Below are 24875 nucleotides of genomic sequence, written 5' to 3'. Positions count from 1 at the left end.
TATGCTGATTTACTCAATCAGGCGACTCAACCTGTTTATCATCACATTGCTTATTCTCAGCTTTATCAGCTACAACATTCTCAGGATTGACGTCAGTCTGACTTGGTTAAGTAATGATTACTGGACGGGCTGGATACAGTATCTCCGTCATCTTGTTGAAGGTGATTTAGGCACCAGTAAAAATGGAGAGCCGGTCACGCAGGCAATTGGGCAGGTCATTCCAGCAACACTGGAGCTTTGCCTGCTCGCCTTTGTGTTTGCACTTATTATCGGTATTCCGCTCGGTACTCTCGCAGGATTGCGCCGGGGAAGTTATACCGACGTAGTGATTTCTTCGGCAACATTGCTCACTTTCTCCATGCCTATCTTCTGGATGGCTATCCTGATGATCACCCTGTTTTCATTACTGGCAAACTGGTTGCCCGTTTCAGGCCGTTATAACCTTCTGTTCGAGATCCCTGATGTGTCAGGTTTCGCTCTCGTCGATATTATTTTTTCTGACCACCCTCAAAAAGACGAAGCGCTGAGAGACATATTGCGGCACTTGGTGATGCCAACCATTGTGCTGGCGGTTGCACCGACAACGGAAGTGATAAAACTCCTACGAGACTCAGTCAGTGATGTGATGAGCCAAAACTACATCAAGGTTGCAGCGACCAAGGGCTTGTCGAAATATGAAATTGTCATGCGGCATGTACTTAAAAATGCTTTACCTCCCATTATTCCAAAATTTGGTATGCAAATATCGACCATGATGACCTTTGCAATCATTACCGAGTATATTTTTGACTGGCCCGGCATAGGCAGCTGGCTGCTGGCCGCACTTAATCAACAGGACTATGTCGCTGTTCAGGCTGGCGTTCTGACCGTCGGATCTATTGTGCTTTTGGCTAATATCTTTTCTGATCTGGCCAGCGCTGTTGTCAATCCACTGGTAAGGAAAGAGTGGTATGCCCTCAAATAGCGTCTATCTGGAACAGTCTTTTCCGACTCAGCTGCAGCGTTCGTGGGCAGAGTTCAGGGAAAACACGCTGGCAATGTTTGGGTTTTGGTGTCTATGCCTGTTGATTGTGATCACCGTATTTGCTCCTTGGTTGACACCTTATGATCCGCAATATCAGACGGGTGAACTGTTATTGCCACCGTCTTGGGATTTGGAAGGAAAGGTTGACTACTTCCTTGGTACTGATGACTTAACCCGGGATATTCTCTCAAGACTGGTTGCAGGCTCCCAGCTTACCTTTGGCTATGCCATTTTGGTCACACTGGCCTCAGGTTTAATCGGTGTCGCCTTGGGGATAGTTGCGGGCATGACATCTGGCCTTAAGTCCAGTTTTCTCAATCATTTACTGGATACCATACTTTCAATCCCTTCCCTGCTTCTCGCCATCATTGTCGTGGCCTTTCTCGGGCCGGGGGAACTGAATATTCTGATTGCAGTATGGCTGGCGTTGATCCCTCGCTTTATTCGCGCGGTATACACAGCAGTTCATGAGGAAGTGAAAAAGGAATATATCCTTGCCGCCCAACTCGATGGCGGTTCCGGTTTCTACCTCTTGAAAAGCTCAATCTTACCCAACATATTAGTAGTATTAACAACTGAATTTACCCGTGCTCTTTCGGTGGCTATTTTGGACATCGCAGCCATGGGCTTTTTGGAACTGGGCGCACAGGCACCGTCTCCCGAATGGGGAGCTATGCTCAGAGACTCGATAGATTTGATTTATACTGCGTCCTGGACGGTCCATTTGCCGGGAATATGTATCATGTTTAGCGTTCTGGTTGTGAATTTGGTTGGCGATGGGCTAACCCGTGCAATCACTGTGGGGACAGAGTAATGCCACTTTTAGATATCCGAAACCTGACCATTGAGATCGATACCCCCCAAGGTCTCGTTAAGGCTGTAGACAGAATGAGCCTTACGATTAAGGAGGGAGAAATTCGTGGTCTGGTTGGCGAGTCAGGCTCAGGAAAGAGCTTGGTGGCAAAAGCCATCTGCGGCGTAACAAAAGATGGCTGGCGGGTAACAGCAGACCGTCTCAGACTGGGCAATATCGACCTATTGTCCACCCCGCCCCGTGAGCGTCGACATATCATAGGCAAAGAAATCGCTATGGTTTTTCAGGAGCCATCAAGCTGTCTTGATCCATCAGAGCATGTTGGTTATCAACTTGAAGAGGCTATTCCATCCGAGTCCTTTTCTGGAAGTTGGTGGCAACGTCTTGCGTGGCGAAAAAAGCACTCAAAGGCCCTGCTGCACAAAGTTGGTATAAAAGACCACAAACGCATCATGAATAGCTATCCGTACGAGCTGACGGACGGCGAATGCCAGAAGGTTATGATAGCGATGGCTATTGCTAACCGTCCGCGCCTATTGATTGCAGATGAACCCACCAACGATCTTGACCCAATAACGCAGGCTCAGATATTTCGTCTTTTAAGCCGTACCAATCAGCTGTCAAACACCACAATCTTACTTATTAGCCACGATTTAACGACAGTCACTCAGTGGGCTGACCGAATCACTGTGATGTACTGTGGTCAGTCTGTCGAGTCTGGCAGTAGAAAGCAGATCCTGACTACACCACATCATCCTTATACCGATGCTTTACTGCGTGCTATGCCAGATTTTAGTAAGGATATCCCCCACAAATCTCGGCTTGAAACTTTACCCGGTACGACACCTCCGCTCCAGCACTTGCCTATAGGGTGTCGACTTGGCCCAAGGTGTCCTTATGCGCAGCGTAAATGTGTTGAGGTACCGGGATCAAAGAAAATTAAAAACCATAAGTTTGCCTGTCATTTCCCGCTCAATATGGAGAACATCAAACATGACCGCACTGCTTGAGGTTGATAGCCTGTGCAAGGATTACCATTACAGAACGGGATTTTTTACCAAACGGAAGATAGAGGCCGTCAAGCCAGTATCTTTTTCATTAGAGGCAGGGGAAACACTGGCGATCATTGGCGAAAACGGTTCAGGTAAATCAACACTGGCTAAAATGCTTGCTGGCGTTGTCGAACCCACAGCAGGTGCTATCAGAGTTAATGGCGAGCGATTAAAGCAGGACGATTTCAGAACACGCTGTAAGCTGATACGAATGATTTTTCAGGATCCCAATACATCGCTCAATCCAAGGCTTCAGGTTGGTCAGATACTAAACAGCCCTCTTGCGCGCAATACCAATATGACAGCAAGCGAGAGAGAAAGGCGAATCAACAGTACACTGAGAGAAGTGGGATTATTGCCTGAACACGCCTATTTTTATCCGCAAATGTTGGCAACAGGTCAAAAACAACGGGTGTCACTGGCACGCGCTCTCATTCTTCAACCCAGTGTCATTGTGGCTGATGAAGCGCTCAATGGTCTAGATATGTCTGTCCGTTCACAGATCATAAACCTGTTGCTGGAGCTTCAGGAGAAGATGGCACTTTCATACATTTATGTGTCACAACACATGGGAGTGGTAAAACATATTGCTGACCATGTAATGGTTATGCAGTCAGGCAGTATTGTTGAAACAGGACGCGCCAATCAGATTTTCTCTACGCCGCAACACCCACTTACACAAAGATTACTCGACAGCCATTTCTCTGCGCCCACATTGGACAGAAAAGCTCGCTACACGGCATAAAAAAAGCTGCCCACAGGCAGCCTTTTGCATGTCAATTTCGCTTCATCGCTTATGCTAGAGATGCATTGATGTTTGATAACACTTCAGCTGGATTTTCAGCGTGAGTTATAGGGCGACCAATGACCAAATAATCGGATCCCGCCGTTACTGCTTGTTCTGGCGTCATGATTCTACGTTGATCACCAGCAGCGGAACCCGCTGGTCGTATACCAGGTGTCACCAATTTGAATGCCTGACCGAGTTCAGCTTTCAACATGCTGGACTCATGGGCAGAACATACCACACCGTCTAGACCACTGTTACGGGTCAGCGATGCCAATGACAATACATGGTCCTGCGGCGCACGGTTTATGCCAACGCCTGCAAGATCACTCTGCTCCATGCTGGTCAGTACCGTCACACCAATCAGCAATGGTTTATCACTGCCGTAAGCTTCAAGCGCCTCACGGGCAGCGACCATCATACGTTCACCGCCGCTGGCATGGACGTTCACCATCCAAACACCTAGTTCAGCGGCTGCAGCGACTGCGCGAGCACACGTGTTGGGGATATCGTGAAATTTCAAATCCAGAAAGACAGAGTGTCCGCGCTTGTGTAACTGACGAACATAATCAGGGCCAAACAGGGTGAACATCTCTTTACCCACTTTCAGGTGACACGTGCCAGGTTCAATCTTATCGACAAACGCCAGCGCTTGGTCAACACTTGGGTAATCTAATGCGACGATTACTTTTGGGTCCTGCATCTTATTCTCCATCTAGCCCTCTGATCGGTTTTATAGAACCCCACCCTTTACATGATGGACAATGCCAATATAAAGAATGAGTGGAAAAACCGCATTTACGGCAACGATAATGCGGTTTAATTTTTAGTTGTTCCGCCACCAAGTCTTTTAAAGCCGTCAAACTGGTTTTGGCTCGGCCTTCCTCAGCTTCCTCTGCATGAAGCTCCATCAGCTTATAAAAGCCTTTCATGGTCGGGTTACGGGTAAGCTGTCGGGTTAAAAAAGCCTGTGCCATGGCGGTATTTTCATTTTTCTGAATTACGTCAGACATCATAAGCTCAGCACTGACACCAGCTTTTCGATCCAGACACTCTTTTAAAAAGCGGACCATAGCCATTTCTTTGTTCAGCTTGCTATAGCATTCCACAAGCAGTGGCAGTGCTTCACTGACAAAATCGGTGTCCTGTTCCAGTACCGTCTCTAACACTTTAACTGCTGACTTAATGTCGTCTTGCTGGATATCCATTTTGGCGATCATCAAGGACGCACGTACGCAGTTTTTATCTATAGACAGGGCTTTTCTCAGCTGCTGGCGAGCAGTTCGTAAGTCATCTTCCGCCACTGACTGCATCGACAACTCACAATGAAAGTGGGCGATATCATTCTTAAGGCTGGATTTTCCTGCCTTGAGCAATTTATTCGCTACAACAATCGCCTTATCCCACTCTCTCGTTTGCTGATAGATAGACAGTAACTGCTCAAGCGCGAAGCTTTTGTAATCGGGCTCGTCGGTTAATTGCTCGAAGATTTTTTCTGCTCGGTCAATAAAACCGGCAGTCATATAATCTTTTGCCAATTGTTGAAGGGACAGATTACGCTGATCCAGTGTGAGATTAGGTCTTGCGATGAGATTTTGGTGAATGCGGATAGCGCGATCGACCTCACCCCGCGAGCGGAAAAGGTTTCCTAACGCCAAGTGAGTATCGATAGTGTCATTATCAACCTGTAACAGGTCAATAAACAAATCTACTGCCTTATCAGACTGATCGGACAGGAGCAGGTTAAGACCTGCTACATACTGTCTGGAAAGATGGTGCGATTTGTCCTGACGTTGATGTCGAGCATTCCTATTGCCCATGTACCAGCCATATCCAGCCGCTAGCGGTAACAATAGAAACAACAGCTCTAGCATGAATTAGTGTTCCTTGACTGGATCCACGCGAAGTTTATCCAACTCTTTTTGCTGACGATTTACTTTCTTTTGCAGTGAACTGGCTGACAGGCGAGCTTTAAGGTAAAGCATACCGCATGATATCCAGCCTAATATAAAGCCGATTCCAAAAATGGCACCGAGCAGAACTGAAAGCCTGAACTCTCCCTTTGCAAGGAGGTAATTGAAAGAAACAATCTCCTGATTTTGAGCGCCTAAGGCTAAAGCAACCAGAAAACTGAAAATAAGCACAACAATCCCAATAATCTTCATGATTCTCCCTCTTAATCATTCACTAGCACTTATGTCTGTTTTGATTGTGGTATTGGAAAGTACTAAGGATTACAGCAGTGATTATGCAGTAATTTAACTCATCAGACCATGCTGAAAGGCATAAAAAAAACGGCATACGTATAGCATGCCGTTTTTTTGTACGAGTAACATCAACTATGGATGTTTACGCGATCACGAAGTTCCTTACCGGGTTTAAAGTGAGGGACGTACTTGCCGTCGAGCTCTACCTTATCTCCCGTTTTAGGATTTCGTCCGACTCGCGGAGCGCGATAATGCAAAGAGAAACTACCGAAGCCACGAATCTCGATTCTGTCGCCTTCCTCGAGCGTCGTCGCCATGTACTCAAGGATTTCCTTGATGGCATCTTCCACCTGTTTGGCAGAAAGATGGGTCTGTTGACTGCACAGTCTTTCGATTAACTCAGACTTCGTCATGATTACCCCGCTTTTAGTATGTTTCTCAACAGTATAAATGGGAAGAGGGAAATTTTCCCCCCTTCCTACATTAATTATTCGCTTTTCGCAGCTTTGAACGCATCTGCCATAGCGTTACCGAACGCAGCGTCGTCCGCTTTGTTCAGGCTAGCCATTGCTTCTTGCTCTTCAGCTTCGTCTTTCGCACGAACAGACAGGTTGATCACGCGGTTCTTACGGTCAACGCCAGTGAACTTAGCTTCAACTTCGTCACCAACAGCCAGAACCAGAGTCGCATCTTCAACACGGTCACGTGAAGCTTCAGAAGCGCGCAGGTAACCCTCAACGCCTTCGATCAGCTCAACAGTTGCGCCTTTCGCGTCAACAGCAGTTACTTTACCCTTAACAACTGTGCCTTTCTTGTTATCAGCAAGGTAGTTGTTGAATGGGTCTTCTTCCATTTGCTTGATGCCAAGTGAGATCCGCTCACGCTCAGCGTCAACCTGAAGAACTACTGCAGAGATCTCGTCGCCTTTCTTGAATTCGCGAACTGCTTCTTCACCAGTTACGTTCCAAGAGATGTCAGACAGGTGAACCAGACCGTCGATGCCGCCTTCCAGACCGATGAAGATACCGAAGTCAGTGATAGACTTGATCTTACCAGTTACGCGATCGCCTTTGTTCTGGATTTCAGCGAATGACTGCCATGGGTTGGCTTTACATTGCTTCAGACCAAGGCTGATACGACGACGCTCTTCGTCGATGTCCAGAACCATAACTTCAACTTCGTCACCCACGTTAACAACTTTAGATGGGTGAATGTTCTTGTTAGTCCAGTCCATTTCAGAAACGTGTACCAGACCTTCAACGCCTTCTTCGATTTCAACGAAGCAGCCGTAATCAGTCAGGTTAGTTACACGACCAGTCAGCTTGTGACCTTCTGGGTAACGGTTAGCAATTGCTACCCATGGATCTTCACCCAGTTGCTTCAGACCCAGAGATACACGAGTACGCTCACGATCGAACTTCAGAACTTTAACGTTGATTTCGTCACCAACATTAACGATTTCTGATGGGTGCTTAACGCGTTTCCAAGCCATGTCAGTGATGTGAAGCAGGCCGTCAACACCGCCCAGATCTACGAATGCACCGTAGTCGGTCAGGTTCTTAACGATACCTTTAACTTCCATACCTTCTTGCAGAGAAGCCAGCAGCTCATCACGCTCAACACTGTTTTCTGATTCGATAACAGCACGACGAGAAACAACTACGTTGTTACGCTTCTGATCAAGCTTGATTACTTTGAACTCCAGCTCTTTACCTTCCAGGTGAGCAGTGTCACGTACTGGGCGAACGTCAACCAGTGAGCCTGGCAGGAACGCACGGATGCCGTTAAGTTCAACAGTGAAACCACCCTTAACTTTACCGTTGATGATACCCATAACGGTTTCAGCATCTTCGTAGGCTTTCTCCAGTTGGATCCAAGCTTCGTGACGCTTAGCTTTCTCACGTGAAAGTTGAGTCTCACCGAAGCCATCTTCGATCGCGTCAAGTGCTACGTCTACTTCAGCACCCACTTCAATTTCAAGTTCGCCAGCAGCGTTCTTGAATTGTTCTGCAGGGATAGCAGACTCAGACTTCAGGCCAGCGTCAACCAGAACGAAACCGTTCTCGATTGCAACAACAGTACCTTTAACGATCGCACCTGGGCGAGTTTCGATTTCTTTCAGTGACTCTTCAAAGAGTAGAGCAAAAGATTCAGTCATTAATTTGATCTTCAATTTTAAACGTCCACGGGCATCCTACCGCGTGGGGTTGATAGTAATGTCGGCCATCATCCTTGCAGCCAACGATTTTTTGTCGCTACGCGACAGAAATTCTTTCTTTAATATAGGCCAATGATTGTTCTAGCACTTGTTCGATGTTAAGAGACGTCGAATCTAGGACTAATGCGTCATCGGCAGGACGCAACGGTGCCACCGCTCTGTTACGGTCACGATCGTCGCGCTCTTGAATTTCGCTCAAAAGGCGGTCAAAGTTAACATCTAACCCCTTTTGTTGCAACTGGTTCTGGCGTCGTTTGGCGCGTTCCTCAGCACTCGCATCGAGGAAAATCTTTGCCTCTGCTTTGGGGAAAACAACTGTACCCATATCACGGCCATCGGCAACCAAACCGGGCTGGTCAGAAAACGCTCTCTGACGACGAAGCAGGGCCTCACGAACACGAGGTAAGGCTGCCACTTTAGAAGCCGCATTGCCCACTTCTTCGGTGCGAAGTGTTTTTGACACATCCTCGCCTTCCAAGATTACTTTTACCAGATCGCCTTCAGCCTTGAAGGTGACATCAAGGTGAGAGGCCAACGGAACCAAAGCATCCTCAGACTCAGTATCTACGCCATGATGGATGGCAGCGAGCGCAAGTACACGATAGATTGCACCCGAATCCAGAAGATGCCAGCCCAGTGCTTTTGCAAGTAACATGCATAAGGTGCCCTTACCGGCACCACTCGGGCCATCAACAGTAATGATTGGCGCTTGGGTTGACATATCTTTCTCCACAATCAGTCGTCTGGTCTTTTATTTATAGCGTCTGCTGATAAAAATGAAGACCAACCAGAATTTTGCGGCGTATTATAGGGAAAAGATGCACAAAAAAACAGGCCAACGCAAAGATGACCTGCTTAAACAATTACTTCGACTATTTCTGCTGGCTATTTGACCGTTTTAAACAGAAAGTGACGCGAGTTTATCAAAGTAGTCAGGAAAGGTCTTAGACGTACACCCTGGGTCGTTAATGGTGACAGGGGTATCACTTAGTGCTACCAATGAAAAACACATCGCCACCCTATGATCGTCGTAGGTGTCGATCGCGGCATGGGTTAAATGTTTTGGTGGTGTAATAGTGATGAAGTCATCACCTTCTTCAACCTCAGCACCCACTTTTCTCAGCTCGGTTGCCATAGCTGACAACCTGTCAGTTTCTTTCACCCGCCAGTTATATACGTTGCGAATTGCCGTAGTCCCGTTTGCGAATAGCGCAGCGGTAGCAATGGTCATCGCGGCGTCTGGTATGTGGTTGAAGTCCATGTCCACTGCATTAAGCTCACCTCGACGGGCAATCACATAATCGTCGCCCCATTCGATATCAGCACCCATTGCGACTAATGCATCAGCAAACTGGATGTCGCCTTGAATACTCTTTTTACCGATACCTGTTACTTTTACTTCACCACCTTTAATCGCTGCAGCGGCAAGGAAGTAAGAAGCAGAGGAAGCATCACCTTCTACAAGAAAATCACCAGGCGAGACATAACGTTGCCCTGCCTTAATGTGAAATACCTGATAATCACTGTGCTCTACCGTTACACCAAACTGCGCCATGATATGCAACGTGATATCAATATACGGCTTGGAGACCAGCTCACCTTTAATTCGGATCTCGGTATCAGAGGAAGCCAGCGGTGCCGCCATCAGGAAGGCAGTCAGAAATTGGCTTGATATTGAGCCATCAATTTCTACCTGACCGCCATGAAGACCAGTGGCAGAGATCTTGAGTGGCGGATACCCCTCACTTTCGATGTAGCTGATGTTTGCGCCTGCCGTTCTTAATGCATCGACAAGGTGACCAATCGGCCGTTCTTTCATTCTTGGTTCGCCGGTGAGAACGAAGTCGCCCTCGCCCAGACACAAGGCCGCAGCCAAAGGACGCATTGCCGTACCTGCGTTACCTAAAAATAATTCTTGCAGAGTGTCGACGTGAAATGGTCTCCCCAACCCTTCAATTTCACAAACGGTATTATTAGCAGATAGTTGATAGCTAACACCCAGCTTCGTCAGCGCGTTTAGCATGTGGCGGATATCGTCACTATCGAGAAGGTTGGTCAGGCGAGTTTTCCCCTCTGCCAATGCTGCCAGCAGAAGTGCCCGGTTAGAAACGCTTTTTGATCCTGGAAGATTTACTGTTCCGTTGATTTTACCAATAGGTTGAAGTGTCAATTGCTCCATCTGAATGTTGGTGTCCTTTCATTTTTCGTGCTCTCAGAGTATCGAAAAGGCAGTGTCTCGGCTAGAGCCTTGATACATTTCCTGAAAAACAATACGCTAAACATCATCAATTTACTGGGGACTGTGTTTGTTCTCACTACACTTTTCGTAAATACAGAATTGAACCTTGTTGTTATTCAGAACTGAGTGATCGAGGTATAGTGATGTCCGTTTAACATCAGTGATAAAAACTGATGCAGGAATCTCAGGGCAGCATCATCTCTGGCTGCACATAAACTTGGGGGTATTTTCACCTCTGCAACGTTATTAAGAGATGTCCTCAAAAAGTTGCTCATCACCATGATTTTAGTTATCAATTTTCATATATCTGTCATTTATAGTGTGACAAATATCAAATTTTATCTGGCTATTTCGCGATCACACTGTTAGCATGCCGTCCCTCACACCCAACGTGAGAGATTTATGCTTTCAAAAACGCCTGAAAATGGCGATAAACTTGTTCCACGTTTAACCATTTCTTTTATTTCTCTGTTCCTCATTTGGGCATTGTTGGATATCCAACAGCTTAGCCATCTGATTCAGACGTTATTTGAGCAATCAACCCTTCTTTTCGGCCAAAGCTGGCAGTGGCTGATGCTGATCAATTTCCTACTCGCTCTTATTATTGCTATCAGCCCCTATGGCAAGCTCAAGCTTGGTAACACAGATTCGCCTGACATTAGTACTTTCAGATGGCTCGCGATGATCATGTGTACACTTCTGGCTGGTGGTGGCGTTTTCTGGTCAGCTGCAGAGCCTATTTTTCACTTTATTACCACTCCTCCTGCGTACCAACATGCAGCAGATCTAGAGCCGGCAACGAGAGTCGCACCCGCACTTGCTCAAAGCTTTCTTCATTGGGGTTTTCTTGCATGGGCAGCACTCGGTACACTAAGTGCAATTATATTGATGTACGCCCATTATCAAGCTGGTCTGAAACTTCGCCCACGAGCTCTCTTATACCCTTTGCTCGGCGACAGACTCGAAAATCACTGGTTTGGATCTCTGATTGATGCGTTCTCGATTATCGCTGTTGCTGCTGGCACCATTGGCCCGATTGGTTTTCTGTGCTTGCAGATGGGGTCAAGTCTTGAGGCGTTAACTGGCATTGCCGATTCAGTGCCCGTTCAGCTCACTATCCTTGCCGTTGTGGTTGCTATTTACTCAGTATCTGCCGTGTCAGGCGTCGATAAAGGCCTACAATGGCTGAGCAAATTCAACGTTATTGGCGCATTACTCTTAATGTTAACCGTGCTCATTTTGGGCCCCACCGCCTTTATCTTCGAGCAATTCGGTAATGGATTCGCCAGTTATCTGGTGCACTTTAACCAGCTGGCACTTACTGATGGTGACCCTCAATGGAATCAATGGTGGACATGGTTCTTCTGGGGCTGGTTTATTGGTTTCGCACCAGTGATCGCTATTTTCGTCGCCCGTATTTCCTCAGGCCGCTCAGTACGTGAACTGATCTGTGCAGTCGCCATTGGCGCTCCGATTGTGACTAATTTCTGGTTCACTGTTTTGGGCGGTACAGGTATTTACTTTGAGCTGATGACACCGGGCAGTATCTCAGATCCACTGGCTGCGTCCGGACTGCCCGCTGTACTCATTGCTACTTTGTCACAGCTACCCGGCTCATGGTTCTTACTACCTGCATTTATGGTGCTAAGCACAACATTTGTGGTCACCACTGGTGACTCTATGGCTTACTCTATTGCCGCATCAGTCGCTGGCGATGCAGAACCAAGTCGAGCTCATCGCCTGTTCTGGGCAATTGTCATGGGTCTGGTTGCTGGTGTGTTACTACAAGTGGGTGAAAGCGGTCTGAAAGCACTGCAATCATTTATTGTCATTACTGCCGTTCCTGTGTCGCTGCTGTTAGCGACACCCTAATTGCTGGACCAATCGTGCTATATAAAATGGCAGGCCTCAATAAAAAGCGGGACATGGTTTTGACCGATAACAGCTACCCTATCGCCTAAACGCATTACACTATATTTACCCTTCCGGGGTAGTAGTTAAGAAGGGCTCTGTATCTGATGATACAGAGCCCTTTTCTCGTTTTTACACAAAAAAAGCACGTTATTTATCATTACCAGCAACGGATAATGATCTAAGTATTTTTCTCGTTCTGTCGACTGGCTACAAATAAATAGATATTCATCCTGACTTTACACATGAAAGTGATAGGTTTGCAGCAGAACCTGTAAATATGGTGTCGAGATTTTCTCACAAACAGTAGAGACGCTAATGGCAGCCATTTGTTAGGTTCAAGAAAGTGCACAACGAGCATAAAAGAATCTGTATCCTCAGGAGCTTGAATGAACAAACAAGTGAAAATTAGATTAACTGCGGCCGCTCTGTCATTAGCCGCATCTTTTAGTACATTTGCAGATTATCAAAAAGTCACCGAAGTTGAAGGTATCACTGAATATCGGTATGACAACGGATTACAAGTACTCTTGTTTCCGGATCCAAGTAAAGAAACAGTGACCGTCAATGTTACTTATAAGGTTGGTTCCAAACACGAGAACTATGGCGAAACCGGTATGGCTCACCTACTGGAACACCTTGTATTCAAAGGAACCCCGAAACATCCTGACATTCCCGCTGAGCTGAGCGCCCATGGAGCTAGGCCCAATGGCACCACTTTCTTTGACCGAACTAATTATTTTGAAACGTTCGCCGCAACAGAAGAAAATATTGACTGGGCCTTGAGTCTCGAATCAGACAGGATGGTTAACTCTTTTATTGCTAAAAAAGACCTCGACAGTGAAATGACGGTGGTGCGAAATGAATTCGAAATGGGTGAAAACCGCCCGTTCAGCATCATGTTCAAGCGTATTCTGGCAACGGCATTTGACTGGCATAACTATGGAAATTCAACAATTGGTGCACGCTCAGACATTGAGAACGTGTCAATTGAACGTCTGCAGGCTTTCTACAAAAAATACTATCAACCTGACAATGCAACACTGGTCATTGCAGGAAAGTTCGAGCCATCTTCACTACTAAAAAAAATTGATGCTACTTTTGGTGCAATACCCAAACCTGAACGCAAGTTGCAAGACACTTATACGACTGAACCCGCTCAGGATGGCGAGCGCAGCTTCACTATTCGTCGGATAGGCGACGTTCAATATCTCAGCAGCCTTTACCACATTCCATCTGGAGCACATGAAGATATTGCTGCCATTGAAGTATTAAATACAATCCTCTCTGCTACGCCGAATGGCAGACTACACAAAGCGATGGTTGAACAAAAGCTGGCGTCATCAACGTTTGGCTTCAATCTTCCGCTTAAAGATCCCGGTATGACCATGTTTGGCGCAGAACTAAGCAAAACCACAGATATTGCTGCGGCAGAACACGTTTTTCTCGACACTGTAGAAAACCTCGGTAAAGAGAAAGTGTCTCAGCAGGAAGTTGATATTGCCAAACAAGCGCTGCTTAAAGGCTTCAAACTGTCTCTTAATTCATCGGAAGAGGTGTCTATAGAGCTGAGTGAATATATTGGCATGGGTGACTGGCGACTTATGTTCCTCAACCGTGACCGTTTGGAAAAAGTCACAACAGAAGATGTTCAGCGCGTTGCCCAGAAATATCTTGTGCAAAATAACCGGACATTGGGACGTTTCATTCCTACCGATAAGCCTCAGCGGGTAGAAATTGCTCAGGTGACCGACGTGGCGTCAATGCTTGAGGGCTATAAGGGTAAAGAACAGATTGCTCAAGGTGAAGCATTCGAACCTTCATTCGACAATATCGAAAAACGTACCGAAACTCTTACCCTGAAGTCAGGTGCAAAAGTTGCCCTGATTCAGAAGAAAACCCGTGGTGAGTCGGTAATTGTTCGTTTCAGAAGCCAGATGGGCGACCTAGATAGCCTGACAGGTATGAATGCCATTGGTGACGCAACAGGTTCACTTCTGTTGTCTGGTACAGACAAGCTTACCCGCGAACAGATTAAAACAGAGCTCGATAAGCTGGAAACGTCATATTATGTGAATGGCAGTAACGGTAGCTTCTTCGGCACCATTGAGACGGATAAAGCTAATCTGGTTCCAGCGCTGGCTGTCATCTCGGATGTTCTGCGCAAACCCAGCTTCCCCGAAAAAGAGTTCGAGCTATACAAAGAGGAAGAGAAGGTTGCTATTGAAACGAATATGCAAGACCCGCAATCCTTGGCCTCATTGGCACTGAGTCAATTGTATTCGCCTTACGGTAAGGGACATCCATTCTATGTACCTAGCTTTAAAGAGCAACTGGACGAGATTGCAGCACTGAAGCTAGAGGACATTGTTGCTTACCACCAGCGGTTTTATGGTGCTGACCACATGCAGATTTCTGTTGTTGGTGACTTTGATAGGCAACCTTTATTGTCTTCGCTGAACACTATGACGGAAAACTGGAAGAGCGGCGAAACGTATAACCGCATCAAGACGCCGTATTTCAAATTGCCCACTCAGCCTATCGAGTTCAATACGCCTGATAAAGAGAACGCAATGTTCTTTGCATCTATGAGTCTGCCTGTTGGTGAGAAACATCCGGATGCACCTGCGTTAACCATGGGTAACTATATCCTTGGTGGCGGATTTTTAAATAGCCGATTGGCTAACCGTCTCCGTCAGCAGGATGGTCTTAGCTACGGTGCTGGTTCATTTCTGGATTTGGACAGTCAGGATCAGAGTGCTGCCCTGGGTGCCTACGCGATGTGCGCGCCGCAAAATCTGCCAAAAGTAGAACTGGGTTTTAAAGAGGAACTGGCTCGGCTCCTTAAGGATGGCTTCACCGCAAAAGAACTCGAAATGGCAAAATCAGGCTTACTCCAGAGTCGACGTGTCAGCCGCTCGCAAGACAGCGAATTAGCCTATGACCTGAATGCTAATTTGTATCTTGAGCGGGATATGACATTTGATAAAGAGTTCGAACGTTCGTTGTCAGAGCTGAGTGTTGATGACTTGAATAGCGCTTTCCGAAAATATGTCAAAGTGGATGACTTTGTCGTTATTAAAGCGGGTGATTTATCAAAAGTGAACTAGCCTAGAGTCAATCATAATAAGCCAGCCATCAGGCTGGCTTATTGTTCTGCAGATTAACATTAGAGATGGCTAACTTGACTGGTCGTACCTGTTTATTCATACTAAAAAACTCCCTTACTAATTAAATGGAATTAATGTCGTCACTTATTGCACTGCATAAAATTGAGGGCTACATCCAGACGATTTATCTGGCAGAGTATGCTGACAGCTTGCTATTACTCGATGGCTGCAGCCGTCCTGATGTACCGAAGGTTTTGGCATTTATTGAGCATGAATTGGCGAGAAAAAAAGAGGACCTCAAATTGGTCGTTGTCACCCACATGCACCCAGATCATGTCGGTGGCGTCCAACACTTCCGTAAACTCACCGGATGCCAAGTAGCCTCAGCTGATATTTCCGGCCAGTGGTACCAGGGGCTTGCGGGTGGTGTGATGCATCTTACTGATATTGGACTGGCGCATTTTGTCGCATCACGACAAAAAAACCTTTTGAGAGACTGTGGTACCCAAGGAAACTTCAGCCGGACATTTTGCTTAAGGAAGGCGAAAAGATCCCGGGGTTTGAGGACTGGGTAGCCTACTTTACACCAGGCCACACTGACAGAGATCTCTCGCTGCTCCACGAACCAACCCGAACAGTCTATGTCGCTGACCTCATTGTGAAAATCAGAGACAAGTACGTTCCTCCTGTTCCTATTTCTTACCCCAACCGCTACAAGCGTTCACTGGAAAAGATCCGCAATCTTGAAAAGGATTATTTTATCTTGGCTCATGGAGGCGAAAATCGCGCAGAAGAAGTCGATTTAGACCTCCTGATTCAGCGTTCTCCTGACGAACCACTGACACAATGGAAAGTGATCTGGAAAAATATTCACCAGCGCTTGCTATTCAATATGTTCAAACAAAAAAACCGCCGTTAAGGCGGTTTTTGACATTGGATATCTATCCTAGCATTGGATTATCAGGCGTTTTCTTTCTCAAAAACTTTCATAAAATCAACCAATGCCTGAACTCCTTCAAGCGGCATAGCATTGTAGATAGAGGCACGCATTCCACCTACTGCTCTGTGGCCTTTCAGTGAATGTAAGCCTTTGGCTTTTGCTTGTTCAAGGAACAGTGCATCAAGTTCTGGGTTCGCAAGTAAGAAAGGTACATTCATCAGCGAGCGGTTATTAGGGTGCACACCATTGCTGTAGAAAGACGAGCTGTCGATATAATCATATAGCAAAGACGCTTTATGCTCGTTGTGTTCCCTCATTCCTTCAAGACCGCCTTTCTCTAAAACCCATTTAAAGACTTCGCCAGCAAGATACCAGGCAAAAGTCGGCGGCGTATTGAACATAGATTCCTTCTCTACCAGAGTTTTGTAGTTTAAGAACTCTGGTAGATATTCTTTTGCCTTGCCCAGTAAATCGTCTCTTACAATCACCAGGGTGATTCCTGCCGGTCCAATATTTTTCTGAGCACCCGCATAAATCACACCATACTCGCTGACATTAATCGGGCGAGAAAGGATGGTTGACGACATGTCCGCAACAATTGGTTTATCCGTGACGGGTAAATCCCGGATCTCAATCCCGTCGATGGTTTCATTAGGGCAGAAGTGGACGTATTCCGCATCAGCACTGAGGTTCCAGTCTTTGGCGGGCAAAACAGCTTTGAGTCCGTCAATTTCTGTTATTACGCTGACCGTATTTGGCGTACAGTATTTTTTGGCTTCGGTAATAGCCGACTGCGCCCAGTAACCAGCGTCGACATAGTCTGCAATGGTTGCGCTACCAAGCAGATTCATGGGAACAGCAGCAAACTGAGCCCTTGCGCCACCATGGCAAAACAATACATGGTAATTGTCAGGTATCGACAGCAATTCGCGCAGATTTTTCTCAGCATCAGCCACCACAGAGAGAAACTCCTTACTGCGGTGAGAGATTTCCATCACTGATGTTCCATTGTCATTCCAATTTGTCAGCTCAGCCTGTGCCTTTGCCAATACATCATGTGGCAACATAGCGGGACCTGCCGAAAAGTTAAATACCTTCTCCATTATCAGTGAATACTCCTGCGCGCGAATTCTTGCGACTATTTCTTGGGTTATACATAAAATTAGTCAACTGCATTGTCGTTCAAAAGGCAGAGCAACGAGGCATTGACCAATGAACATTTATTATTACCACCTTTGACAGGCATTTGAAAAGTAAAACTCTTATACCTAATGGTTTATAGAACGACAGACATAAAAAAACGCAGCCTAGGCTGCGTTTTTAATCATAACTGCGTGTTATTCCACGTCTGGTGTATCGCTGTCGCTCTGCTCTGCGTCAGGCGCTGAATCGGCATTTTCGCCAACTGATTCTGACGATGCTGATGCTTCATCAAGCTCGCCATCTTCAGTCGGTAAATCGTCTTCTTCAGGCTCTTCAATACGCTGTAAACCAACAACCTCTTCGCCATCGCAGGTACGAATTAGTGTGACACCCTGGGTGTTACGACCAACCTGACTGACTTCAGAAGCACGGGTTCTGACCAAGGTGCCGGCGTTAGTGATCATCATAAACTCATCACCTTCTTCGACCTGAACCGCGCCGACTACACAGCCATTTCGTTCAGAGACCTTGATAGAAACAACGCCCTGAGTCGCACGGCTCTTCGCTGGGTACTCAGCAAGCTCAGTCCGTTTACCATAACCGTTCTCAGTCACTGTCAGGATGTCACCTTCTGTGTGAGGGACGATCAGGGACACAACCTTGTCGCTTTCGGTCAGCTTGATACCACGAACACCCGCCGCCGTACGGCCCATACCACGAACCTGATCTTCGTTGAATCGAACCACTTTTCCGGACTTGGAGAACAACATGATGTCGTTGTCACCGGTTGTGATATCGACGCCAATCAGGGAGTCATCATCGCGCAAATTCACCGCGATAATACCCGCGCTGCGAGGACGGCTGAAATCTGTCAGCGGCGTTTTCTTCACGGTACCGTTTCCGGTCGCCATGAAGACAAACTTATCCTCTTCGTATTCTCTGACTGGCAGAATAGCTGTAATTCGCTCATCAGACTCAAGAGGTAAGAGATTAACAATCGGCTTGCCACGCGCAGTACGCGATGCAAGAGGCAATTGATAGACTTTCAGCCAGTACATTCTGCCACGGCTTGAGAAGCATAGAATGGTGTCATGGGTATTCGCTACCAGCAGACGCTCAATGAAATCTTCATCTTTCATTCGCGTTGCTGATTTACCCTTACCACCACGTCGCTGTGCTTCATAATCGCTCAGCGGCTGATATTTCACATAGCCTTCGTGAGAGAGAGTCACGACAACATCTTCCTGGTTGATCAGGTCTTCAATATCGATATCGGCACTTGCAGCAGTGATTTCAGTGCGGCGCTCGTCACCATAGTTATCACGAACCGCTTCCAGCTCTTCCCGAATCACTTCCATCAAACGCTGCGGGCTGGACAAGATCAGCATCAATTCGCCAATCAGAGAAAGAAGCTCTTTGTACTCATCAAGAATCTTCTCATGCTCAAGGCCAGTCAGCTTGTGCAGACGTAAATCAAGAATTGCCTGAGCCTGTTGCTCCGTCAGGTAATACAGGCCATCACGAACACCAAACTGATCATCCAACCACTCTGGACGAGCTGCATCAACACCGGTTGCCTCTAGCATTGCAGCAACAGTGCCTAACTGCCAGCCTCGCGCCTGAAGTTGCTCACGAGCAATAGCAGGTGTCTGAGCAGCACGAATCAATTCTATGATTTCGTCAATGTTAGCCAGAGCAATCGCCAAGCCTTCAAGGATGTGTGCTCTGTCGCGGGCTTTGCGGAGTTCGAAGATAGTGCGTCGAGTCACCACTTCACGGCGGTGATTGACGAAGCACTTCAGCATCTCTTTCAGACCAAACAGCTTCGGCTGGTTATTGTCCAGCGCAACCATGTTGATACCGAACGACGTCTGGAGTTGAGTCTGCGCGTATAGGTTGTTGAGGATAACCTCACCAACTGCATCACGCTTACACTCAATAACGATGCGCATACCGTCTTTGTCAGACTCATCACGCAGCGCACTGATGCCTTCAATCTTTTTGTCTTTTACAAGCTCAGCGATCTTTTCGATCAGACGCGCTTTGTTCACTTGATAAGGAATCTCATTGACGATAATGGTCTCTTTGCCATTCTTGTCAACTTCGATTTCAGCGCGTGAACGCAGGTAGATCTTACCCCTACCGGTACGATACGCATCCTCAATGCCTTTACGGCCATTTATCAGTGCTGCGGTTGGGAAGTCAGGACCCGGGATATGGGTCATCAGCTCTTCAATTGTGATGTCTTCATTGTCAATGTAAGCAAGACAACCGCTGATCACTTCCGTCAGGTTGTGCGGAGGGATGTTTGTTGCCATACCGACTGCAATACCTGATGCCCCGTTTACCAGAAGGTTAGGGATTCGGGTCGGCATAACTTCAGGAATTTTTTCCGTTCCGTCGTAGTTAGGAACGAAATCGACCGTTTCTTTTTCAAGGTCCGCAAGAAGCTCATGGGCAATTTTTGCCATACGAACTTCGGTGTAACGCATTGCAGCTGCGGAGTCACCATCGATCGAACCAAAGTTACCCTGGCCGTCAACCAGCATATAACGCAGTGAGAATGGCTGAGCCATACGAACTATGGTGTCGTATACCGCACTGTCACCATGTGGGTGGTATTTACCAATCACATCGCCGACTACACGGGCTGATTTTTTGTAGGCCTTGTTCCAATCGTTGCCCAATACGTTCATGGCATATAAGACACGACGGTGAACAGGTTTAAGGCCATCACGCACGTCTGGAAGTGCTCGACCAACGATAACCGACATCGCATAGTCAAGGTAAGAACTCTTCAGTTCTTCTTCAATATTAACGGGCGTGATCTCTTTAGCAAGATCGCTCATGGAGCCAGTATCCCTCAGATAAGAATGTCGTAATTAAATACGTGCAAGACCTGTAATATTACCATAAAAAACACGACATAGTCATAGGGTAAAGAGGAGATAAATCACGAATTGTTGTCATTTTAATCAATGAGTGAAATTTTGCTGGTTGTGTAATAACCATGCATTTTTAAACAGGAAATTTAGCTGACTATAGTCTATGTCACTTACATCAATTTGTTTTTGGTGAACCACACGCCGCTGTTTACTCATCGAGTACAGAAAAACATCAACATTGACTTATCTGCTGAGCCAATTTTGGGACCTCATCGACGGGATGATCCTGCCTTGATGACGGTATCAAGAAAACATACTATCCCTACCAATGAGCAATTGGCGGACTGATGATGAACCTCAAGGTACAAGATTGCGCTTTGTTCGATATATAATGCCGAAAAAACCAAGGAAACTGAAACCAATGACGAGCAACCTAAATGTAGATCCTGCTGAAATCCAAAAATTTGAGGAAATGGCCTCGCGCTGGTGGGATCTTGATGGTGAATTCAAACCACTTCATCAGATTAACCCGTTGCGCCTTAATTACATTCTGGAAAAGAGTGGCGGGATTTTCGGTAAGAAAGTGTTGGATGTGGGTTGCGGTGGCGGAATCCTTGCCGAGAGTATGGCGCGTGAAGGCGCTGTAGTAACCGGGCTGGATATGGGTAAAGAGCCTCTAGAAGTTGCTCGTCTGCACGCGCTGGAGACAGCAACCAAGCTTGATTATATTCAGAATACCGTCGAAGACCATGCCGCCGAAAATGCTGGCCGCTATGATGTTGTCACTTGCATGGAAATGCTTGAGCATGTGCCTGACCCGGCGTCCGTCATTGCGTCATGCGCAAAGCTTGTCAAACCTGATGGTCATGTCTTTTTCTCCACACTTAACCGCAACACTAAATCATGGTTGCTGGCTATCGTCGGTGCTGAGTATGTGATGAAAATGGTTCCGAAAGGCACACATGATCACAATAAGTTCATCCGACCTTCAGAGCTCCTGCGGATGATTGACACCACGGACTTGGCCGAGCAGCACATGACAGGCCTTCACTACAATCCACTAACAGAAAGCTACTGGCTGTCGTCAAGCAATGTTGATGTGAATTACATGGTACATACCATTAAATCATCAGATTGATTTAACACTTCAAAATAGGATTTCGGAAACGTGCAAGATATCTCGTCAGTATTGTTCGACCTTGATGGAACACTTCTTGATACCGCCCCCGATATGGGCTTTGCCGTCAATGAAGTACTCAAAGCTCATGGCAAAGAAACACTGACAGATAAGCAGGTCAGACAATGTGCAAATTTTGGTTCCCGGGGACTTCTCAGTGACGGCTTTGGCGGCGACATTCCAGAAGCAATGATACCCGTGCTACGTCAGGCATTTTTTCGGGTCTACTCAGAGAATATTTGCAATGGCACAGACTTCTATTCTGGGGTGGCGGAACTGCTCATCGGTCTCTCAGATAAGCAGATTCCGTGGGGAATTGTGACCAATAAGCCGGGTGTTCTAACATCATTGTTACTCCCTCATTTTCCGCTACTTTCAGAAGCGCAGGTATTAGTTACTCCCGATACCCTTAACAAGGCTAAGCCTGACCCTGCCCCATTACTCCATGCAGCCAATCAACTCGGTCTTGCTCCTGAAAGGTGTCTGTACGTAGGAGACGTCAGAAATGATGTCATTGCAGCTCAACGGGCAAACATGTTTTCTGCTGTTGCAGCATGGGGTTACCGACGTGAATGTGATCATCCTTCAGACTGGGAACCGGATCAGATTTTTAACAACCCTACGCAAATACTGTCATTATTCTGATCGCTGTCACATTTGATTCACATGTGAGCGTATGAAATTCAACCATTTAGCAATGTGCTTTCAGGCTAAGAAAACATCGATTGAAAAAATAAATTTCAGCCTCGATTTTCTTGTCTGACACATTGCATTTTTCAACGTCATTGGAGCATAGGGATAAATGGGTTAGTAAGCACTAACATTGTGTTTTTCATCCCCAAGATATCCACATGCGACCAAAGAGATCCGAACTTGCAATATCTGCCGTACAACACTATCTTGTTACTCATGTTCAGGGTACCCCCTATATGTAGTGTTTTTATTTTGCTCGCCTCCCTACATATTGTTCACAACATGAACAACAAAAGTTAAAAAGCGGCAAAAAAACGACGCTAAGCTAAGAATCGCTGGGAAATAGATAAATGAACCAACAAATCACTGTTGAAAAACGTTGTGGTCGTAAAGAAAATATTGATCTTGAAAAAATTCACCGAGTTATTACCTGGGCGGCAGAAGGTCTAGATAATGTCTCAGTGTCGCAGGTTGAATTACGCTCTCACATCCAGTTTTATGATGGGATCAGGACTGAAGATATTCATGAAACCATCATCAAAGCGGCAGCAGATTTAATTTCTGAGCAGACTCCGGACTACCAATATCTGGCTGCGCGTTTGGCTATCTTCCACTTGCGCAAAAAGGCCTACGGCCAATTCGAGCCACCTAAGTTGTTAGACCATGTGACCAATTTGGTTGAGATGGGCAAGTATGATCAACACATCTTGGAAGACTATACAGCGGAAGAGCTGAATATCCTTGATAGTTACATTGATCACTGGCGTGACATGAACTTCTCATATGCTGCCGTTAAACAGCTTGAAGGTAAATACTTGGTACAAAACCGCGTTTCTGGTGAAATCTACGAGAGTGCGCAGTTTTTATACATAATGGTTGCTGCGTGCCTATTCGCAAAATACCCGAAAGAAACACGTCTTGATTACATCCGTCGTTTCTACGATGCGGTCTCTATGTTCAAGATTTCACTGCCAACACCTATTATGTCTGGCGTTCGTACACCTACCCGTCAGTTCAGTTCATGTGTACTGATTGAATGTGACGATAGTCTTGATTCTATCAATGCGACGTCGAGCGCGATCGTGCGTTACGTCAGCCAACGTGCAGGCATCGGTATCAATGCAGGGCGTATCCGTGCGCTGGGCAGCCCTATCCGAGGTGGTGAAGCGTTCCACACAGGATGTATTCCGTTCTACAAGTACTTCCAAACAGCCGTTAAATGCTGTTCACAAGGTGGCGTTCGTGGCGGTGCAGCAACTCTATTCTACCCATTATGGCACCGCGAAGTGGAAAGCCTGCTGGTATTGAAAAACAACCGTGGCGTTGAAGAAAACCGTGTTCGTCATATGGACTACGGCGTTCAGTTGAACAAACTCATGTACACGCGTCTTATAAAGGGTGGCGATATTTCGTTGTTCTCACCTTCTGATGTACCGGGGCTGTACGATGCATTCTTTGCTGACCAGGATGAATTCGATCGTCTTTATACTCAGTATGAGGCTGATCTATCTATACCTCGAGAAACGGTTAAAGCCGTTGAGCTTTTCTCTCTGATGATGCAAGAGCGCGCCTCTACAGGTCGTATCTACATTCAGAATGTTGACCACTGTAATACGCACAGTCCTTTTGATCCGTCTGTTGCGCCGATTCGCCAGTCGAACCTGTGCCTTGAAATTGCACTGCCGACTAAGCCTCTCAACAATGTTGAGGATGACAGCGGCGAGATTGCTCTATGTACTTTGTCAGCATTCAATTTGGGTGCAATCAAATCTCTGGACGAACTGGAAGAGCTTGCAGATCTGACAATACGCGCACTTGACGCGTTGTTAGACTACCAAGATTACCCGTTACCCGCGGCACGCAAGGCAACAATGAACCGTCGGACACTGGGTGTTGGTGTGATCAACTACGCCTACTATCTGGCGAAGAATGGGGTGCGCTATTCAGATGGCAGCGCAAACGCTCTGACACACAGAACCTTTGAAGCCATGCAGTATTACTTGCTTAAAGCGTCCTTGGAACTGGCGAAAGAGCAAGGCGCTTGCCCGGCATTTAAAGAGACAACGTATGCTCAAGGCATCCTTCCTATCGATACATATAAGAAGGATTTGGATAAGATCTGTGAAGAGCCCCTTCACTATGACTGGGAAACTCTGCGAAAAGAGATTGTTGAGCATGGCCTGCGTAACTCAACGCTGTCAGCTCTGATGCCATCAGAGACATCATCTCAGATCTCAAATGCCACCAATGGAATCGAGCCCCCACGTGGATTCGTTTCGATAAAAGCGTCGAAAGACGGAATTCTTAAGCAAGTGGTTCCTGAGTACGAAAAGTACAAGGAAAATTATGAGCTGCTTTGGAATATTGGCGGTAATGATGGTTACTTGCAGCTGGTCGGTGTTATGCAGAAGTTTATTGATCAGGCCATCTCTGCCAACACCAACTATGATCCGAGCAAAATGCCATCCGGCAAAGTACCAATGAAATTACTGCTGAAAGATTTACTTACAGCATACAAGCTCGGTGTTAAAACGCTTTACTACCACAACACCCGTGATGGTGCAGACGATAACCAGCAAGATCTGGCTGCAGAAGACGATGGTTGTGCAGGCGGCGCTTGTAAAATCTAACAAAATTCAATGTGGGGGCGCAGCTCCCGCATTGGTGTTCAAACA

19 protein-coding genes and 1 pseudogene are annotated in these 24875 nt (G+C 46.6%); 11 read left to right on the top strand and 9 right to left on the bottom strand.

Features of this window, described 5'->3' with window-relative positions; translation table 11 throughout:
* The first annotated feature begins 1 nt into the window (after position 1).
* From A8L45_RS07140 to A8L45_RS07125, 4 genes are read left to right on the top strand one after another with little or no spacing between them, the layout of a single operon-like run.
* A complete protein-coding gene (locus A8L45_RS07140; RefSeq protein WP_068900676.1) occupies positions 2–964 on the top strand; it encodes an ABC transporter permease in 963 nt (320 codons plus the stop codon).
* Positions 951–1838 (top strand): putrescine export ABC transporter permease SapC, encoded by an 888-nt coding sequence (gene sapC, locus A8L45_RS07135; protein ID WP_068900673.1) that lies wholly within the window; start codon positions 951–953, stop codon positions 1836–1838. The genes A8L45_RS07140 and sapC overlap by 14 nt, the downstream gene beginning before the upstream one ends.
* On the top strand, positions 1838–2848 hold the full coding sequence (locus A8L45_RS07130; RefSeq protein WP_068900671.1) for a peptide ABC transporter ATP-binding protein: 1011 nt from the start codon (positions 1838–1840) through the stop codon (positions 2846–2848). Before sapC ends, A8L45_RS07130 begins: the two co-directional genes overlap by 1 nt.
* Positions 2832–3635 carry a peptide ABC transporter ATP-binding protein gene (locus A8L45_RS07125; RefSeq protein ID WP_068900668.1) on the top strand — a complete coding sequence of 268 codons (804 nt, stop codon included), beginning with the start codon at positions 2832–2834 and terminating at the stop codon, positions 3633–3635. Before A8L45_RS07130 ends, A8L45_RS07125 begins: the two co-directional genes overlap by 17 nt.
* Positions 3636–3684: 49 nt before the next feature.
* On the opposite strand, the gene pyrF is transcribed toward A8L45_RS07125, so the two are convergent.
* The 7 genes from pyrF to aroA all read right to left on the bottom strand — a co-directional run bounded on the left by pyrF (position 3685) and on the right by aroA (position 10281).
* Positions 3685–4380, bottom strand: coding sequence for an orotidine-5'-phosphate decarboxylase (gene pyrF / locus A8L45_RS07120; RefSeq protein WP_068900666.1), 696 nt, complete (start codon positions 4378–4380; stop codon positions 3685–3687).
* Position 4381: 1 nt separating this feature from the next.
* The gene (gene lapB, locus A8L45_RS07115) at positions 4382–5551 is read right to left on the bottom strand and encodes a lipopolysaccharide assembly protein LapB (RefSeq protein ID WP_068900664.1); all 1170 of its coding nucleotides are present in this window, start codon (positions 5549–5551) and stop codon (positions 4382–4384) included.
* A gap of 3 nt (positions 5552–5554) precedes the next feature.
* The gene (locus A8L45_RS07110; protein ID WP_068900662.1) at positions 5555–5842 is read right to left on the bottom strand and encodes a LapA family protein; all 288 of its coding nucleotides are present in this window, start codon (positions 5840–5842) and stop codon (positions 5555–5557) included.
* 170 nt (positions 5843–6012) lie between these two features.
* Positions 6013–6297, bottom strand: coding sequence for an integration host factor subunit beta (ihfB, locus tag A8L45_RS07105; RefSeq protein ID WP_068900660.1), 285 nt, complete (start codon positions 6295–6297; stop codon positions 6013–6015).
* Between the two features lie 74 nt (positions 6298–6371).
* Entirely contained in the window at positions 6372–8042 is a 1671-nt protein-coding gene (gene rpsA / locus A8L45_RS07100) for a 30S ribosomal protein S1 (RefSeq protein ID WP_068900657.1), read from the bottom strand.
* Between the two features lie 97 nt (positions 8043–8139).
* Positions 8140–8823, bottom strand: coding sequence for a (d)CMP kinase (gene cmk / locus A8L45_RS07095; protein WP_068900655.1), 684 nt, complete (start codon positions 8821–8823; stop codon positions 8140–8142).
* 177 nt (positions 8824–9000) lie between these two features.
* Complete coding sequence (gene aroA, locus A8L45_RS07090; RefSeq protein WP_068900653.1) at positions 9001–10281, bottom strand: 3-phosphoshikimate 1-carboxyvinyltransferase; 1281 nt, start codon at positions 10279–10281, stop codon at positions 9001–9003.
* Positions 10282–10743: 462 nt separating this feature from the next.
* On the opposite strand from aroA, the pseudogene A8L45_RS07085 reads away from it, so the two are divergent.
* The 4 genes and pseudogenes from A8L45_RS07085 to A8L45_RS25605 all read left to right on the top strand — a co-directional run bounded on the left by A8L45_RS07085 (position 10744) and on the right by A8L45_RS25605 (position 16281).
* A pseudogene (locus tag A8L45_RS07085) lies at positions 10744–12302 on the top strand (BCCT family transporter).
* A 339-nt stretch (positions 12303–12641) separates the two neighbouring features.
* Positions 12642–15362 (top strand): M16 family metallopeptidase, encoded by a 2721-nt coding sequence (locus A8L45_RS07080; RefSeq protein ID WP_068900650.1) that lies wholly within the window; start codon positions 12642–12644, stop codon positions 15360–15362.
* A gap of 134 nt (positions 15363–15496) precedes the next feature.
* On the top strand, positions 15497–15937 hold the full coding sequence (locus tag A8L45_RS25610; RefSeq protein ID WP_349266992.1) for an MBL fold metallo-hydrolase: 441 nt from the start codon (positions 15497–15499) through the stop codon (positions 15935–15937).
* Complete coding sequence (locus A8L45_RS25605) at positions 15892–16281, top strand: MBL fold metallo-hydrolase (RefSeq protein ID WP_349266991.1); 390 nt, start codon at positions 15892–15894, stop codon at positions 16279–16281. Before A8L45_RS25610 ends, A8L45_RS25605 begins: the two co-directional genes overlap by 46 nt.
* Positions 16282–16322: 41 nt before the next feature.
* Here A8L45_RS25605 and serC read toward each other — a convergent pair whose 3' ends face one another.
* Positions 16323–17405, bottom strand: coding sequence for a 3-phosphoserine/phosphohydroxythreonine transaminase (gene serC / locus A8L45_RS07070; protein WP_068900648.1), 1083 nt, complete (start codon positions 17403–17405; stop codon positions 16323–16325).
* A 234-nt stretch (positions 17406–17639) separates the two neighbouring features.
* Positions 17640–20294, bottom strand: coding sequence for a DNA topoisomerase (ATP-hydrolyzing) subunit A (gyrA, locus tag A8L45_RS07065; RefSeq protein WP_068900646.1), 2655 nt, complete (start codon positions 20292–20294; stop codon positions 17640–17642).
* 457 nt (positions 20295–20751) lie between these two features.
* Between gyrA and ubiG the strand changes: the two genes are divergently transcribed.
* The 3 genes from ubiG (at position 20752) to nrdA (ending at position 24830) form a co-directional block, all read left to right on the top strand.
* A complete protein-coding gene (gene ubiG / locus A8L45_RS07060; RefSeq protein ID WP_068900644.1) occupies positions 20752–21468 on the top strand; it encodes a bifunctional 2-polyprenyl-6-hydroxyphenol methylase/3-demethylubiquinol 3-O-methyltransferase UbiG in 717 nt (238 codons plus the stop codon).
* Positions 21469–21498: 30 nt separating this feature from the next.
* Positions 21499–22152: an HAD family hydrolase gene (locus tag A8L45_RS07055; protein WP_068900642.1), complete on the top strand. Its 654-nt coding sequence runs from the start codon at positions 21499–21501 to the stop codon at positions 22150–22152.
* Positions 22153–22550: 398 nt separating this feature from the next.
* Complete coding sequence (gene nrdA / locus A8L45_RS07050) at positions 22551–24830, top strand: class 1a ribonucleoside-diphosphate reductase subunit alpha (RefSeq protein ID WP_068900640.1); 2280 nt, start codon at positions 22551–22553, stop codon at positions 24828–24830.
* The last annotated feature ends 45 nt before the right edge of the window (positions 24831–24875 follow it).

The organism is Veronia pacifica, from assembly GCF_001707825.1.
Classification (GTDB): Bacteria; Pseudomonadota; Gammaproteobacteria; order Enterobacterales; family Vibrionaceae; genus Veronia; species Veronia pacifica.
The sequence above is the reverse complement of the archived record's forward strand: the minus strand, read 5'-3'. Positions and strand labels throughout refer to the sequence as shown.